Annotated in this window: 12 protein-coding genes and 1 pseudogene; 6 read left to right on the forward strand and 7 right to left on the reverse strand. The window is 59.1% G+C overall.

The genetic code is table 11. The annotated features are described in order from the left end of the window. The first annotated feature begins 25 nt into the window (after positions 1-25). A complete protein-coding gene (locus tag BJA_RS00055; protein ID WP_011082845.1) occupies positions 26-559 on the forward strand; it encodes a transposase in 534 nt (177 codons plus the stop codon). Positions 560-841: 282 nt separating this feature from the next. Here the strand turns inward: BJA_RS00055 and BJA_RS42730 are convergent, their stop codons facing one another. Continuing rightward, a complete protein-coding gene (locus BJA_RS42730) occupies positions 842-1,165 on the reverse strand; it encodes a hypothetical protein (RefSeq protein ID WP_014490252.1) in 324 nt (107 codons plus the stop codon). Between the two features lie 98 nt (positions 1,166-1,263). Here BJA_RS42730 and BJA_RS42735 point away from each other — a divergent pair, with 98 nt between their 5' ends. Then, positions 1,264-1,563, forward strand: a complete 300-nt coding sequence (locus tag BJA_RS42735) for a hypothetical protein (RefSeq protein ID WP_028144341.1) — start codon at positions 1,264-1,266, stop codon at positions 1,561-1,563. A gap of 246 nt (positions 1,564-1,809) precedes the next feature. On the opposite strand, the gene BJA_RS00070 is transcribed toward BJA_RS42735, so the two are convergent. Then, positions 1,810-2,106 (reverse strand): hypothetical protein, encoded by a 297-nt coding sequence (locus BJA_RS00070; RefSeq protein ID WP_125459292.1) that lies wholly within the window; start codon positions 2,104-2,106, stop codon positions 1,810-1,812. Between the two features lie 376 nt (positions 2,107-2,482). Here BJA_RS00070 and BJA_RS00075 point away from each other — a divergent pair. After that, a protein-coding gene (locus tag BJA_RS00075) for an IS3-like element ISRj2 family transposase (RefSeq protein WP_085967575.1) occupies positions 2,483-3,612 on the forward strand; the annotation gives its coding sequence in 2 pieces (ribosomal slippage) (positions 2,483-2,735 and positions 2,735-3,612; 1,131 coding nt in all). Between the two features lie 1,270 nt (positions 3,613-4,882). Here BJA_RS00075 and BJA_RS00080 read toward each other — a convergent pair. Next, positions 4,883-6,115, reverse strand: a complete 1,233-nt coding sequence (locus BJA_RS00080; protein ID WP_011082852.1) for a cytochrome P450 — start codon at positions 6,113-6,115, stop codon at positions 4,883-4,885. Between the two features lie 125 nt (positions 6,116-6,240). Next, a complete protein-coding gene (locus BJA_RS00085; RefSeq protein WP_011082853.1) occupies positions 6,241-8,241 on the reverse strand; it encodes a c-type cytochrome in 2,001 nt (666 codons plus the stop codon). Positions 8,242-9,268: 1,027 nt separating this feature from the next. Between BJA_RS00085 and BJA_RS00090 the strand changes: the two genes are divergently transcribed. Beyond that, a complete protein-coding gene (locus BJA_RS00090; protein ID WP_011082854.1) occupies positions 9,269-9,559 on the forward strand; it encodes a hypothetical protein in 291 nt (96 codons plus the stop codon). Between the two features lie 156 nt (positions 9,560-9,715). Then, entirely contained in the window at positions 9,716-10,825 is a 1,110-nt protein-coding gene (locus BJA_RS00095) for an IS630-like element ISBj5 family transposase (RefSeq protein ID WP_011082855.1), read from the forward strand. Positions 10,826-11,500: 675 nt separating this feature from the next. Here the strand turns inward: BJA_RS00095 and BJA_RS00100 are convergent. From BJA_RS00100 to BJA_RS00110, 3 genes and pseudogenes are all read right to left on the reverse strand, one after another. Continuing rightward, positions 11,501-11,725: pseudogene (locus tag BJA_RS00100) on the reverse strand (ATP-binding protein); the annotation flags it as partial. A gap of 744 nt (positions 11,726-12,469) precedes the next feature. Beyond that, positions 12,470-14,230, reverse strand: a complete 1,761-nt coding sequence (locus tag BJA_RS00105; RefSeq protein WP_011082857.1) for an oleate hydratase — start codon at positions 14,228-14,230, stop codon at positions 12,470-12,472. A gap of 45 nt (positions 14,231-14,275) precedes the next feature. Continuing rightward, positions 14,276-15,034, reverse strand: coding sequence for a glucose 1-dehydrogenase (locus BJA_RS00110; protein WP_011082858.1), 759 nt, complete (start codon positions 15,032-15,034; stop codon positions 14,276-14,278). Between the two features lie 1,182 nt (positions 15,035-16,216). On the opposite strand from BJA_RS00110, the gene BJA_RS00115 reads away from it, so the two are divergent. After that, positions 16,217-17,059, forward strand: a complete 843-nt coding sequence (locus tag BJA_RS00115; RefSeq protein ID WP_011082860.1) for an acetoacetate decarboxylase family protein — start codon at positions 16,217-16,219, stop codon at positions 17,057-17,059. Positions 17,060-17,066 lie beyond the last annotated feature (7 nt).

The raw sequence follows: 17,066 nt of genomic DNA on the forward strand, positions 1-17,066 counted from the left end.
GGGTATACAGGCAGCGCTGGCGGCCATGGAAGCGCGCGGCTGTGAACACGCCGACAAGCTGCGTCAGCTCGAGTTGACTCTGGAGCAGGCACGCTACGAGGCAACTCGCGCTCCTCGGCGATACGAGGCTGTCGATTCGGACAATCGCCTTGTTGCCGGCGAGCTGGAGCGGCGCTGGAACGAACGCCTGGTCGCTGTCCGCGAGCTTGAGGGCAAGCGCGACACGTTGTTGGCTACGCCGGAGATGACGTTGAGCGACATCGATCGCGATCGGTTACTTGCGCTTGATTCCGAACTCAAGAGAGCTTGGGAAAGTCCGGGTGCAACAGCTGCGACGCGCAACAGGATCATCCGAAGCTTCATCAATGAGATCGTTGTGCGCATGCGCGACGAGGTGCTGGACTTGATTGTCCACTGGCATGGCGGCGATCACACGGCATTGCAGGTGAGGAGGAACCGCACCGGCGAGCACCGCGGCGGATGTGGTCGATCTCGTTCGTGTCCTCGCGCGTCAGATGCCCGACAGCATCATCGCCGCGGTTCTCAACCGCGCCAGTAGGTCGACAGGGCGTGGCAACAGTTGGGCCCGCGTCCGCGTCCGCGTTCGCAGTCTGCGCAACCAACACGCCATCGCGGCCTACCGAGAGGACGAGCGCGCCCAGCTGCGTTGAAAGTCAGTCCTTCGACGGCTCGCCGTCTGATCGAAGAACAGAGCTTGCCTGCGCAGCAGCTGTGCAAAGGCGCACCGTGGATGGTCAAAGCGGTTGATCTGGAACATCCCCAAGTCAAGGGCGCGGCGGTTCCGGCGGCCATCGTCTGGCGATCCGGGTCAAAAAGAAACTCAACTCCAAGGGGGTAGCGAGGTGGGCAGCATGAACCTGACTCGAGCGCGCGAGCAGCAGCACGTTCTCGCCGTTGGCGATCCAACGTGACGGCGGCCAGGTCGCGGATCTGCTTCGGTCGATCGACGGCTGCGTCTATGATCCTTGCGCACGACCTCGCGCTCGCACAGTAGGATCAGCGTCTCACGCGCCGACAGGTTCACGCGCGCCGTCTCGTCGGGCAGGTTGTCGAGCTGGTCGCGGATGCCGGAGAGCTGCGAGCGCGCCAGCATGGCCCCCAGCCAATCGATTGGTGCTTCGGTGACCTTCTTTGTACGCACCATCAGAAGCTCCCTCCGATCGTAGCTTCGTATTCGGCAAGAGGACGTAACAACGAGGGCAGTGGTGAAGGCGCCGGCACTGTCGGTGTCGCGGTTGCTGGTTGGCAGACCGCGCCATCGCGACAGGCAACCCCGTCGAGGTGGGCGAACTCGACGATCCGCAGCCGGCGATCCTCCGATTGCCTGTGACCGCAACCTCGCGCATGCCATGGTGGATGCGCACCTCGCCAGCCGCGACCGTCACCGCCACGCGCTCGCTGATCAGCCGCCAGGGTACCGTAGTTGTTCGTATCGATCTCGACAGCACAATCGTTGCCGACGACGCGGGCCAGTTCGCGCGGCGATCCGAGCGACGCCGAGCGGCTTCGACCGGTGTACCTCGTCACACGCAAAGCGAGTGATCGGCGCCACGCCCGTCGTGCCGTGGATACGTACGTTCGCCACCCCGCCCTCCCACTCGGCGAGATGCGTCTCGAATGCCTCCCAGCTCGCGAAGGAATGCCCCGCGATCACGCTCTTCTTCACGTAGCGGACGCCATTCTCCGTCTTGCCCTTTGTGCGCGCCCGATACGGTGCGCAGGCGCGAGGACGGAAGCCCCAATGCTTCGCGAACGTGATGAGCTTGTCGTCAAACTGAACCGACCGGCTCACCTGTCGTGGCGCACCACGAGCGCGCGTGGATTGTCCTTCAGCACTTCCTCCGGCAAGGTCGTGAATGCGCTCTCGAGCCCAGCGAACCAGTGCTCTTGCTTTTCGGCGCGGGTCGCCACGAACACAAATGCTTTGACCTTCGCCCCGCCGATATCGACCAGACGCTCGCCGAAGTCGATCTGTAGCTGCCGCCCCGGGGGCGTCTCGAACCGGGTCGTCGCCAGAGCTTCGGCCTTCAGTGCCTGGCGGTAGGGCTGCACGGCGCGTCGCAGCGTTCGCCGGCTGACCGCCAAGCCGTTTTCGGCCAACAGGTCGTGACGGACCGCATCCGCATTGCCGCGATGTCGAATGAACCTCTCGCGCAGCCAGCCTTCAAGGCCATGACCCGCTTCGCCCGCTCAGGCGACTTGAAGGCTTCACCCACCCGCGCCACGTAGTCCTTCACCGTCTGCAGCCCAGCTGGCGCGCAATCCGCTTCAGACCTCACCCACACACCCTCAGGTGCAACATCTCCGTCACGTCATCCGGCGTATTCATCACCTGCCCCTGTGAATTACTCCACGACAAGCCTTTGATTCGTTAGAGCTGGCCCCGCAAATTCGGACAGTAGCTTGAGTGGATTTTCTGCCTGACAGCGGCGAGGATTCTTGCTGCGAATCAGGAGCGAAGATGACGAAGAAGAGCCGCCGGACGCATTCTCCGGCATTCAAGGCGAAGGTTGCTTTGGCTGCGGTCAAAGGAGACAAGACACTGGCGGAGCTGGCGCAACTGTTTGATGTTCATCCGAACCAGATCACGATCTGGAAAAACCAGCTCCTGGAAGGCGCCGCCGGCGTGTTTGGGCATGACAAGACATCGGCCGAGACGCCGGTCGATTTGAAGGCGTTGCATGCCAAGATCGGCGAGCTGGCGTTGGAAAACGATTTTTTGTCCGGCGCGCTCACCAAGGCGGGCCTGCTGAGCGCAAAGCGATGATCGACCGCGGTCATGATCTTTCTATCGTGCGCCAGGCGAAGGTCCTGAAGCTGGCTCGCAGCACGGTCTACTATGAACCTCGGCCAGTTTCGGCCGAGGACCTTGCCTTGATGCGTCGGCTCGATGAGCTGCATCTCGATTATCCCTTCGCGGGAGCGCGTATGCTGCGATCGTTGCTGCGGCGGGAGGGGGTATACGCCGGTCGCCGCCACATCGCGACGCTGATGAAGCGCATGGGGATCGAGGCGGTCTATCGTCGCCCGAACACGAGCAAGCCGGCTCCGGGTCACAAGATCTACCCGTACCTGTTGCGCGGATTGAAGATCGAGCGGCCCGACCATGCGTGGGCAATGGACATCACCTACATTCCGATGCGGCGTGGCTTCGTCTATCTCGCGGCGGTCGTCGATGTGTTCAGCCGACGGGTCCTGGCCCATCGCGTCTCGATCACAATGGAGGCGGCCTTCTGCGTCCAAGCGGTCCAGGAGGCGTTGGCGAAGCACGGCAGACCCGAGATTTTCAACACGGATCAGGGCAGCCAGTTCACCAGCCTCGAGTTCACCGATGTGCTGCTGGACGCGAAGATCGCCATCAGCATGGACGGCAAGGGCGCCTGGCGCGACAACGTGTTTGTCGAGCGGCTCTGGCGCACGGTCAAATACGAAGAAGTTTATCTCCGCGCCTACGACAGCGTGTCCGAGGCGCGAGCGTCAATTGCCAAGTATCTGGCCTTCTACAATCAGGGACGCCCTCACTCGAGCCTTGACGGGCGCACGCCCGACGAGGCTTACTTCGGCACGCAAGCTATGGTGATGGCCGCATGACCGTCGCCGACGATTTTGTCGTCGCTCTGGTCGGGCTACGCCCTCCCGACGCAACGACAAAATCGTAAAGCCCCGCGTTCAGCATAACCCGGCAGGAATCCACTTAAATCCAGCGGGGCGCTGTCCAAACAACCGGGGCCAGCTCTGTTCCTCGTTCATTCGCTCTCTCCTCGGCTATCCAAGGAGGGGGCAATTCCTCGTGACGTCGAGGGGGCAGTTTTCGATGGCGCGCGCGACAGCGAGCCGACTTTGTTGTATCAGTCTGGCTCTGCCCTTTGGCAGAGCCAGAAAGCCAAACAAGCTCGGCCGAAGCTGTCTCGATGGGAGAACTCCAGCCATCTTGGGACGTCAAACAGCACGCGCCATGTTCGATGCGGAGCGCGTTTTCGTACGATCGCTGTCGCTACTGTCGATCAGGTTGGCAGCAGCCATGTGCACTCCACGACAACATACTCCGGAATGCTGTCCAGCGAGGACTTGCCGACGGCCCGAATTTGACGCGTCTGAATGCCAACGGGCGATCGAAGCGATTACCCCTTCTGGGAGTAAAGAGTCGGAATTCGGTGGAGGAGCTCGCCCGGACCTCAACGACGAAAAATCAATGGGGCCGCGAGACGATGCAGTCCCGCGGCCTCGCCACCGGAATTTAGTGAAAAGACAGTTTAAGTATAAAATCCCTCAGCCGGTGTTCTTTCAAGTAGAACACCGTGTTCCAACACTTGCCAATCCGGACAGCTACGGGGAAACGCGTGCAACCGCAGACCAATGCGGCCGCGAGATCGATGAAGAAGCCGGTAAAATTACGGTTCGCCTGTCCTATTCGCCTGTCATAACGGGTGCCAAGCGTCGAAAGAGTGTATCAGCGAGCAGAAGCAGCGCTCGATGCTATGCGCTGTTTGTAGTCGTCGGCGTCGTGCGTAATGGTGATCCTGCAGGTGCCGTTTGAGCGTATCATTGCTGTTGCGCTGATTGCGCGATGTTCGTGCATAACTGCCGGTTGCCGAGGCCCGCTTCAGCGTACGGCTTCCGTTCGCTTAAACCATTTCCTCGGTAAGCCAATGTAGTAGCCGCGCATGCGAAGCTCTGCCTCTCATCTATTGATGTGTTTCGCAAGCGGAACACACCACCGACACGATTGATTATTGCCTCACGCATCTCACGCGCATCGCGTGACGGAGACTTCGCGACGACCGACCTAGTGCTGACGCCAGAGGCCGCCACGCCAGCGGCCGGATCGGTACTCGCGGCTCGTTGCTGGGAAGTCCGGCCTTCAGACCGGCGTGTCGTAGGTGATGGGATAACGCTCTGGAAACGGCCCTCCTGCGTAGTCAATCTCCGCGGCGGGACGGACGCCCCGGATTTGCAGGATGCGGCGAACGATTTCCGGAACTTGGATGCGGCTGATCTGGTCGCCGAGGCAGGTGTGCATCCCGTAGCCCAGATGCATGTAGACCGACTCCGGCCGGTCGATCGCGAAGCTGGACGGCGCCGGCAGTTGCAAGCCATCGCGCATCGCCGACCGGGTCGAGATCAGCACCGTGCTGCCGGCCTTGATTGTCGTCGCGCGCAGCGAGCCCTTGGCTATCCGGTAATCGGTCCGGCAGTGGCGCACCACGAACGGATTGATCGGGTTGAAGCGCAGCGCTTCCCAGCAATAGCGATACATCAGATGGTCGTTGTTGCTGCTGGCGACGTCGATGGCCTCCTTCAGGATCCTCGGGCGCTTGAACAACTCGTCGAGCAGCTGCACGATGGCCGCCGATGTGGTCTCAATCCCGCCGACCAGTGTGCCCATCATATTGGTAATAATGCGTTCGTCGGCGAAGCCGATCGAATCGTCAAAATGGCTATTCAGCAGGCGGCTGAACACGTCCTCGAGCGGCGCCCCATTTTTCAGCTGCTCGCGCCGCTGCGGGAGCAGTTGTGTCAGATAGGCGCGCATCTCCTGCCCAGCGTCAATGTTGTCCTGGTGCACCTTCGGATCTTTGTCCAGGTTGTGAAACATGTCATATTGCGTCGCGCGCGACCAGCGGAACATCGAGGCCAGATCGGGGCCGGGAAAGCCGAAATATTCTCGGGTCAGCTGAATGGGCACCAGGCGCGACAACGTGCTGACCACCTCGATCTGGTTCTGGGTATAGATCTGCTTTTCGACAGACGCATTGGCGAGGCTGCGCACCTTCTGGCGAATTGCCGGCAGATCCTCCATGCGCATGAAGGCGCGCATGATACCCTTGTCGCGCTGGTTTATTTCGGTGCAGTCGCGGCCGAGCATGAAGGGGCCGACCGAAGGGTCCATCATTGGCGCATAGGTGACGTTGAAGATGTCGGGGCGGCTCAGCGCTTCCTGCACGTCGGGGAAGCGGGTGATGAACACCGGCCCCGCGGCGCCCAACGCCAGGTTGGGCCTGACGCGCCGGATGAATGCGAACAATGCATCCGGATGTTTGGCGATCATCCATTTCAGGAACTTCGCCGCCGGCCCCTGTTTCTGTTCCGCCATTGCTGCCGCACCCTAACTCCGAAAAGCTTCGCCTGGTCGGTCGATCCGGGCTTCCGTCCACCTTTCCCCCTGCGGGAGCGAGATGGTCTTCGCTATTGCTCCAGTTGGAGCTGACCCAATCAATTTCAGATCGACTTGAGGAACTCGATGATTGCGTTGCGCTCCTCCGGAGACAGCGCAGGGCCAATGACGCCCTCATGCTTCTCGTTCGAGAATTCGTGGCCGGTATTGCGATTGGCGGGCCTCGACGTATCGATGATGAAGTAGCCCTTGCTGTCGTAGGTCCTGCCTTCAGGAGCGACCGTCCGTGTCACGATACCGACGCGGACAGGATCGAAGCTGGGCTCACCGAGCAGGAAGACTTGTGGGCGCTCCGCAACCGGGCTGAGCAGATCGTAGATCGTCGGCACCGAGCCGTTGTGCAGGAACGGCGCAGTCGCCCATACGCCGTTCAGCGGACGCGCCTTATAGCCGAAACCTGCCGCTAGACAGTTCGGCCGATCGCCTTCGATCTCCGCTTGGACCGTCCCGGTCGACCGAAGCCATTCGTCGATGCCGGATTGGACCACGGCGCCGAGCGCAAGCGCGTAGAGTTGCATCGCATGGTCCGAGAGGTGGATCGTATCCAGCGTGTTGTCAGCCTTCCGTTGGCAGACATCGATGTCGAGGCCGAGCCCTGGGCTGCTCTGGCCCGCCCTGGCCAGTTCGCTGCCGGCGGTGTCCACGGTGCGATTGCGCAGCACGTCGCCCTGGGCCGGATCGGTGCCGATATGGCTTTGCTTGATGATCTTGACGTTGAGTACGGATTCCCTCGTCTGCTTCTCCTGCCCATCGCGACCGCGCCAGCGGATAGGGCCGAAGTTCTTCCAGAACTCCGCGTCCGGGGCCTTGCCGTGCACGATGTCCGGCGTCAGCGCTGGAAGATGGCAGCCGCTGCAATGTTTGTCGTAGAGTTGGGCTCCCACGGCGGCCTTGGCTTTGTCGATCGCAGGAAAGCTGTCGGGCCAGGCTGGCGCATTCAGTCCGGTGAAGGCTTTCGCCACCAGCGGCAGGTCCTTTCCAGCGAGCTGTTGTTCGATCCAGTGCAGATTATCGAAGGGGATGCTGCTGGCAAAACGTCCCCCCTTGGGCGGGGCGGTGAGGTTGAGCTCCGCCGAAACCCCCATCGCCTCGCCGGCATTGCGCACCAATGGCTGCATAATCGAGCCGTCGTACTGCACCCAATCGAACCATGACGATGTCCAGATGTGCGGGTAGCTGACAGGGGCGTTGAGGTTGACGTAGTTGCCGTAGCGCTTGGGGTCGAGTGCGAACACCTGGTTGCCGATGCGATTGAGCGCATCGAGGCGGGTAAACCCTTCCGTGACGTCGATCCCAGCGGGCTGATCGATCAGAGCACCAAGTATTCCATCGAGCTCCTTGGACAGTTGGACGCGTGTAAGATCGCTGTACTCGGTTCCTAAAACGCGCTTCGCGAACCGCCCGAAGCGACCGTCGAAGAAGGGTAGCTTTGCCGACAAAGCGGTCTGTGCGAGCGCAGCGCGGAGCGCATTTGTCAATTGACCGAGATCGGTCACGGCGGGGCCGCCTTCAATGACATAGCGCTTCTCTTTGAAGATCAGTTGGCCGGTATGGCACGCGGCACAGGTCAATCCAACGGCAGTCTCCTTACGCGAAAGTCCGCGGATCGACTGAAACGGCGAATATGCAAAGCCGATCGGCAAACCGTACTCATTGTTCTCGCTTTCGGCAGACTCTATGAATCCAAACCGCAGTAAATAGCGGTTGTCAGAAAACCGTTCTCGTTTGAAAAAGGGGATAGCGAAAGGCGAGTTCAGCGGCGCTTCCAGGGCGAGAAACCATGACAGCGGGATCGGTAAGGTCTGCGTGCCCTGGGCTTTATGATGGAATCGATCGGCGTCTTCGGCGTTCCAGCCCTGATCGAGCGAAACCTGCTCGCTCGCGGAAACCGGTTCAGGGAGACCAGGCGGCGTCAGAGCTTCGATTGTCGCGCCAAGCTGGGAGCTGGTCATGACTGCGATCAAAGCAATGACCACGATGATCGCCAGAAGAACAAGAAAGCGTCGCCACCAAAGGCGCCGAATTGCGCTGGTAACTGTCGACATGGCTCCCCCGTGTCAGCGAACGGCCTCCAGCAGAGAGCCGTGCAAACAGTAATACTACAACTACATGATCTTGTAGGCTTACCCCTGCTGTTGACGTCCTTGAGACGCGATCACTATTCTTTCTGACGTCACAATCGGTGGTCTGTGGAATGGGCGAACTTGACCGCATAACAAGAACATCTAGAGCGTTCGGACGAGCTCTTGTTCGAGCCGCCATCCCATCCTCGCGATCGAATTTGCAGTGACGTTGGGTCCGCTGTGGGAGATCGGGGGGCTGTAATCCGCGGGAACGCGAGCGAACGGAATTGGCCGGGCGCCTGAGGGCAATAGGCTCGCACTCGGAGATCAGGACTCCGTAGGGCGCAATGACCATGAGCATACATCCGGCCACGCCGATCACGATGATGCAGACGGCGAATTCGAGCCAAGCAACGCGGCTACCATTTAACGGCTTCGTTTGGCAAGCACGATGACGGCGCGGCTGACCTGAATTAGCAGCATCGGCGTCAGGCTGTAGCCCGCGACAATGCTCCACATCGTGAGCGTCGGTGGCAGACGTGGAAGACCTCTGTCATCGGCGGCCAGTAGAGAGGGACTGCGAGCAGAGGGCCGTACAGGCCGAGCGCAGCCAGACCCATGGATTGCGCGTGAACTCGTTGAAAACGGTACCGGAGCGGCTGCTGCGCATGGCGACGACGCGCCAGAGTTGTGCGAATGCGACGGCGAGGAATGTGGTGGTGACTATGGCCTCGCCCGTCCAGCCGGGCCGAAACCGCCAGTGTCCCCGCGGTTCTCGCGCTTACGAAGGAAGGCCTCATATCCCTCCGGGTCAACCTCCTTCAGGCGGTTCAGCGCGCGCTTAGCTTCCAGATCGGCGGACTTGCTATGACGCTGTTTGATCTTTTTACTTTTGCTTCCATCTCTGCGAGCTGTCCCGTTGCTGTTGGTACACTCTCGGGTATTGTCTCGAGCTTCGCGCTTGGTCGCGTCTCTTCGAGGCCTTCGACGCACCGATTGGGATGACGAGATGCTGCGGCTCGAATTGAACGACCTTCTCGAAGGTGGGTTTGAGCCGCTCGACGATCTGCACGAGGCCGTCCAGGCGCTGCTCGACCATCCGCGGCGGCGGCGGCGGCGGCTCCGGCGGCCTGCTGCCCGCAGGGCTGATCCAAGCGACCAAGTTTGCATCGTCGCTGTTGAAATGGTTGAAGTCGAGTCGACGTCAGCATCGTCACCTCCGGAGACGTCGGCGTCGCGGCACCGGAAGCTCTGGCAGTATTCCGAGAACGGCACGATCCCCGGCACCGACGACACCTAGCAAGGGATCGACTGCATGGCCCATCCTTCCGCGCAAACGCTCGGGTACCCACGCTAGTAGCCGTGTGCGAGCAGTAACGCCGTCGTGGTCTAGTCATCTGGAACGGAAGTTCGTGACATTAGTTGATCGCTCGGATCTCTAGAGAGGAGAGCGCTCGTGGCGAATGCAGGTGTGAAAGGCCGGCCGATCGCGCCGTTGGTGCTGAGTTCGCAGGAGCGGGCGTACTTGGAGAGGCAAGTTCGTCGTCATCGTGTAGCCCGATCGCTATCTGAGCGATGCCGCGCGATCCTGCGGTGTGCAGTTGGTCTGCCAAGCAAGTCTGTGGCTGCCGAACTTGGCATCCATGAACACACCGTCGGCAAGTGGCGCCGCCGATTCTTGAAGGATCGTTGTGATGGCCTGCTTGACGAAGCCCGCCCGGGCCGCCCTCGAACCATCGACGATGATCAGGTTGCCGAGGTAATCGAGCGGACATTGCGTACGACGCCGCCCGACGCAACGCACTGGTCGATCCGCTCGATGGCTGCGGATACTGGCTTTTCTCACACCACGATCCGCCGAATGTGGACGGCGTTCGGCTTGCAGCCGCACCGCAGCCAGACATTTAAACTATCGAGCGATCCGCTATTCGTCGATAAGGTGCGCGATATTGTCGGGCTTTATCTGTCGCCGCCTAACCGAGCCGTTGTCCTCAGTGTCGATGAGAAAAGCCAGATCCAGGCACTCGATCGCGAGCAGCCGGTCTTGCCGATGATGCCTGGGGTGCCGGAACGTCGCACGCATAGCTATGTGCGGCATGGTACGACCACGCTGTTTGCCGCGCTCGATGTCGCTTCCGGCTTCGTCATTGGCAAATGCTACAAGCGCCATCGGGCGCTCGAGTTCTTGAAGTTTCTCAAAGAGATCGACGCTCAAATCCCTGAGGGGCTCGCTGTCCATATCGTCATGGACAACTACGCTACCCACAAGACCCCCAAGATTAAAGCGTGGCTCGCTCGCCGGCCGCACTATCATGTCCACTTCACGCCGACTTCCGCGTCGTGGATCAATCAGATCGAGCGCTGGTTCGCTGAACTCACCAGAAAGCAGATCCGGCGAGGTGTTCACACCTCCGTCAGGCAGCTCGAAGCCGACATCCGTACCTTCATCGAATTGCACAACAACAACCCGAAGCCCTTCAAATGGACCAAGTCCGCAGACCAGATCTTGGCTTCCGTCAAACGCTTTTGCCACAAAGCCCAGCAGACTCTATGTGGCGAACTTTAGATTCATGTGACTAGCTGCTGTTGTTAGTTGGTAAACTCACCGCCGTTTGTCGTGCTGGTGATTGCAACGCCGTTAACGCATGTTGTCAACAGCCGTTAACGTAAGCGGATCAACTTTCCGGACACGATGCAACCGCAGGCATAAATACACGTTCGTCTGCCTATTTTATAAGGCAGGCCGATCGTCGCAGCCAAAAACCTTTCCGAACATCGAATAGCGGCGAACAAGCGTAAACATCGACACGCACTGCTTTTGGCGACAATCAAAACGACCATCGACTCGTGCTCGTGACGATGACGAACGATGGTCAATCAAGCCACATCGGCATGGGATTCTGAGGAGGTGTCGCTTCTGCAATGCATGTGGAGCGCGGGCCACTCGGTGTCTGCGAGGGGTGGCGATGCGTATCTCGCAACGCCATCATCGGCAAGGTCAAGCGCATGAGAGCTCGCCGAGGCCAAGCAACGCAACAGGGACAAACGACGGCAAAGTCAGCAGCAGTCGCTATCGACTTTGATCCGGCGCTCGTGCAGGAGATGCTCGCCAAGATCGATGGCTATCACGCCGATCTCGCATCCGAACGCGGTTCGTCGATGGCGCGGTGTCGCAACATCCGCGATGTCGATCAGCAACGTCTACAAGGAAGTCAAAGCGCGGAGCTCATCGGCAACCCAACCATCGGCCGTCGCCCCGCGCGAGGGCAAGCGCCTCGAACAGCCGCGGCAGCCGCTGACAGAGCACGGAGCGGTTGTCGCGGCAGGCCTTGTGGCCCAAGGCGCAAGCAATCCAGCTCTTGCAGACGCCGGTCGGGCCGATGATGAGCAGGTTCTGATGCCGGTCGATCCACTCGCCGGCGACGAGCTTTTGGAACAGCGGCTTGTCGAGCCCGCGCGGCGCCTTCATGTCGATAGTCGATCCAGTCCCAATTGATCTTGCCGGCGTGCTGAACCAGTTCGTGCTCCATGTTGATGACCTGCTTGAGCCTGGCCCGGAACAGATCACCTTCGTCCGTCGCCTTCGGCTTCTTCGGTCGCATCGGCTCCTCCCGATACGAGCGCCGAATCATGCCGTGCGATTCGAGGGAATCTCAAACTGCAAATTGCAGGTTCCGAGCTACCGCACTGTCAAAGCCTGCAATCACAAAATCGCCGCAGCCGAAAAACAACGACTCCAGATCAGCCCCTTACCTGTTCTTCACGGACGACTAAGGAGGCACGGATGAATCGATCCATGAGTCAAAAACCAGGCGCACGCTTTACCGAGAAGCAGGGCCATTATCTGGCGTTCATCTATACCTATTCGCACATGTCCGGACGGCCACCCGCCGAATCCTGCATCCCCAGAAGCATCGAAGTCCTTGTGCCGCCAGAAAACTTGCCTATCCTAAGCTGGCCGGTATCACACCATCAAGATCACTGTGACGAGCCACTAGCTAGTTTCGCCCTCACCTCGTGGCAAGAGGTTAATCGGATGCGTGTGGCGAGAATAACATCAAGCCGAAAGAACACCGAATTCCAGAGTACGCCTAAAGGTTGCCTGGAAGATCGGCGCGAACGTTTGATCCGCGCCTTGGCGAGTCCGAGCCGTCACGGCGCAGGACAGCGCTTCTCTATCCGAGCGAAGCCGCAGCGTCCGCTGCCTTAATCACCTCAGGTGATATTTATTGAGTAGTTCGCCAAGCTCAGTCGCTTCAATCTTTTTTAGAATGAGCTCGCGCAGGAACGCAGGTCCCGGGATCTCAATTTCATTGCCGTCGCGCAGTCTACCCATTGCTGCAAGCAGCTTGCGAATATCATAGGTCGAGTTGAATACCTCGGGCACGCCACGTTCAATCTTGAGGAGGATATACACGGCTTCCATCGCGGTCCGAACGGAGTATTCCGTCGTGAAGATACAATCCCGTTCACCCGACTCCGCGAACTGGCCGATGAAGGCGAAATTGACCGCATCTTTCGGCACAACATCTGGCCGGTCGCCCGCCTGCCGCGGCATGAAGAAGGAAGTGACGTAGGGCATCATCACCGGGACCGTCTTGGCGGCCCCAGCGGCGAGTTCCGGTATACTCGCAACCGGCACACCGAGGTGATAAAGCCATTCTTGCGTGATTTCCTCGCCCGTACAATCTTGCATCGGTTTCCTCACGTAGTCGCCGGCTTTATCGACGAATAGCGAATAGACCCAGACGACGACTTGATCGCTGGGCTGGCGCTTGAAATGCGGCTGGCGATTTGTGGTCCAACTGAGCAACCAGCTCGAATCTTTCACCGTAACGATGCCTCCTGTGACAACCTTGCCGCTGAACGGATCGCGTTTGGCGATCTTGCGGATGTATGCTGGAATGCGTTTGTCCAGGGTCGTGATCGTCGCCGATTCCCATTTGCTTGCAGGAATATTGCCGCAAAAGACATTTGGGCGTCCAAAGGCCGCATCTTTGGCCGCAATACGCCGCCACAGATCCCAGGCGGGCGCCGGTCCTTCGTTGAGCCTGGCGGCCGTGTGATGGTCCCCCATGTCCGAGTTTTCGGTCAGCGACCCGATCGTCATGAAAACAAGATCGTCGGCGCCAATAATGAGACTGCCCTCAATGCCATTCTCCAGCCAGCGGATGGCTGTGGCTTGCTTGCGGCCACGCTTTATGTCGAAATCGATATCGGTGACTCCGACCCCGTAGCGAAAGTTGACGCCTTGCGCCAACAGCCATTTGGATAACGGCAGAACGAGCGATTCATATTGATTGTATTTGGTAAACTTCAGCGTACTGAAATCCGGCAGGCCGCCGATATGGTGGATGAATCGATGCAGATAAAGTTTCATCTCGAGGGCTGAATGCCATTCTTCAAAGGCGAACATGGTCCGCCAATAGAGCCAGAAATTGCTGTTGAAGAAATCTCTTCCGAACACTTCGTCGATGCGCTTGGTCTCCATCTGCTTACGAGTGGCAAGAAAAAGGGCAATCAGCTCTTTCTGGGCCTGTTCGCTCAGTGTGAAGAGGCCATCGGTATGGGCATCCTGCCCCTGCTTCACCGTCGCCCGCCGTAGTGTGTAGTTCGGATCATCCTTGTTCAGCCAGTAAAACTCATCGAGCACGCTGGCGCCTTCAAGTTCGAGCGATGGGATCGAACGAAACAGATCCCAGAGACACTCGAAATGATCCTCCATCTCTCTACCACCTCGAATCACGAATCCCCTTTCCGGATCCTGACAACCGTCCAACGCGCCCCCCGGAACCGTCTGTCGTTCGAGGATGGTGATACGGTCGCCACGCAACTGCCCGTCGCGGATCAAGAAGGCCGCGCCGGAGAGCGCAGCCAACCCCGAACCAACGAACCATGCTGTCTTGCTATCCACGCCGGCGGGTTTGCGGGGCCGAGCAAAAGCTTCGTAATTTCCACTGGTGTAATACATCGCGACATTCGATCTCGTTTGATGTGACAATCCGTCCGCTGATAGTCAGAAGATGTTTTCGACCGCCTGACCCTTCTGCGGGACGCCGATCGTCAGACCGCCATCGACGACGATTTCGGAGCCGGTAAGATAAGAGGACTCGTCGCTAAGCAGGAACAAGACTGCCTGTGACACTTCCTGCGGCTCGGCTGGCCGCGCGAGCGGAATTGGAAAACTGGAAAGATCGATGTTCTCTGTCATCCGAGTGTTGATGAAGCCCGGATGGATAGAGTTTATGCGAACGCCGGACGCGGCGGCCTCCAAGGCAGCGGACTTCGTTATGCCCCGCACGCCGAACTTGGAAGCAACATAGGCGTGAAGCCCAGGACTACCCCTCATCCCCTCGACCGACGAGATGTTGACGATCGAGCCTCCGCCCGCGCGGCGCATCGCAGGTAGGGCAGTCTGCATTCCCAAGAATACACCGGTGAGATTGACAGCCAGGGTCTTCTCCCACTGCTCGAGCGGGAACCGCTCGATGGGAGCCATACTCGCTATGCCTGCATTGTTGACGAGGCCGTGCACCGCGCCGAACTTGCCCTCCGCAGCCGCAATCGCCTGGCACCATTCCCCTGGCTGAGCGACGTCTTGACGCACATAGATCGCGGATGGGCCAAGTTCGGCCGCGAAAGTCGCTCCTTCATTGTCAAGAATATCGGTGATCACGACTTTCGCGCCCTCGGCTACCAGCAGGCGCGCATGAGCGGCCCCCATCCCTTGAGCCCCGCCGGTTACCAAAATGACTTTTTCGCTCACACGTCCCATAACTCTTGGTTCCCTCGATCAGTGGCGGTGCAGGGGTTTTCAGCATCAAAAAGGATGACGGGCGTGTTGATCAAAATGGTTGAGAACGAGCATTGAAAGTCGGGCAAGCCAAGAGTTGCGGTCTGCACCACGCCCCGGACTCTTGGCGATCTGCCCTCTGCTACGTATCATCTTTGATTCCCAAAGCCTGTGCGCAGTACCCGTGTAAATTGGCGCTAAAGCACTTCGATAACGATTTCACGTCGCGAACATGCTTCCGCCGCTCAGGCGTTAGCCATCCTTTGGATTATTGCATTGGCTTTGCCGAACTACCCCGCCTTCTAGACGCCGACAATTTGCGACCGAATTTCCTCCGGTTTCGGAGATAGGATCGGTACCCGCGAGCGGAGCGATACCGGTGCCGAACGGTGCTGAGCTCCTTGTGGATCGAAAAGTGGGGCGCAGAACGCATGAGGTTCTCCTTAGTCTTGCGAATTGGAGTATCCATTCCGTGCAATCGGCGCGCCGAGACTCTGATGGGAAGTCAGCCTCACGTGACTCTTGCACAGGCGCCGGAGGTCTTCCGACTCTCCACCGAGACGGCGATGTCAGGGCCTGCGTTTTCGACCATGCGCAGCGACAATGTTACGCTGATCTGGTTTAATCGAGGCTGTTGCGAAAACTCGTGAGAGAGCCTCATCGACTTTCTGTCCGGATACTTGATCATGTCGGGCTTTCGACATCGCGTCGTCAATCGGACAAGCGAGGAAGGCAACAGAACAAGGGTCGAAAGTTGTCGGGTCACTCGTACCCAATTTGACGTCAGCCAGTGAGCCGTATAAACCGCACGAGGTGCCTGGCATCGACGTTGCATAACGACTGATAGACAAATAGGAATCACCCACTCGCCTTGACGTCATCATCGGTGAGCAGGCTCCGCCGGAATGGATGCACAATCAGGCGCATCCGGCAGCACAGGACAGCTGCCGGCTTCTAGAATGGAAAAGGTCAAGCGTGTCGGATGTTTTCGGATCGTTTAATCCGGCGGATTGAGGTGCAAGGCGCAGAAACGGCACTGCGGCCTCGCGTAGCGAAGATCGCTATCACCGGATCGATGTGCCGCACGGACTACCGAACCCACATCGCTGCCAGCGCAGTACAGTCGCTTCAGGGGCGCTTCAACAACCGGAGAGGCGCGGTGAGATGAATAGCTCAATCTCCAACCGCGCGAATTGTTCTGAGATCAAGGAGGATGCGATGCCCGACGTCAAAGGCATTCCGCTTGATGCGCCTCTTTACCATGGGGGCAAAAATCGTGGCGGTGCGTTTCTCGGCTGCCAAGCCATAAACCTTATGTTCAGCGTGGGGCACGAGGCGAATTGTTTATTGCCGAAGGAACTAGCACCTGCAGCAAACCCTGCAATCGCCATTGTGGGGGTCGCGAGCTATCGCTCAAGCACTGTCGGGCCATACTTGGAGTGCTATTCAGGAATTCAAGTTCGTGATCCCGACGGCGAGACTGGCTACTACATCCCTTACATTTACGTGACGGTAAATGATGCAGCTCTCGCCTCGGGACGAGAGGTTCTTGGTGCTCCAAAAAAGCTGGCGCACATTAGACTGATCAGAGAAGGCGGTCTAATTCAGGGTACGCTCGAGCGTCCGAAAGGCAAGCGCCTGCTGACCCTTACCGCTCAACCAGACGAGCGCATGAGCTCGGATTCGCGGCAGATGTATTCTGCGCGGACGAATTTCTACTCGGTTCGGCAGCTGCCGCCCATCATTGAGTCCGGGAAGGGAGAGGTCACGCAACTCGTCAAATGGTGTACGGACCGAACGTTGCGACGCGACGAGCGTGGCGAAGAAGTTCTATTTACTGGACCAACCTCCCTAACTTACGACTCCCCCTCGATTATCGATCCCGTGCACAACTTGACAGTTGGCCAAGCCCTGCTCGGCACATACGAGGAGTATGACGCAAGGCTCGAGGCCATTGATATCCTTTCGGAGGAATCAAACCCGGTAAACGATGATCGACGAGCTTGAAGAATTC

Source organism: Bradyrhizobium diazoefficiens USDA 110 (genome assembly GCF_000011365.1).
Classification (GTDB): domain Bacteria; phylum Pseudomonadota; class Alphaproteobacteria; order Rhizobiales; family Xanthobacteraceae; genus Bradyrhizobium; species Bradyrhizobium diazoefficiens.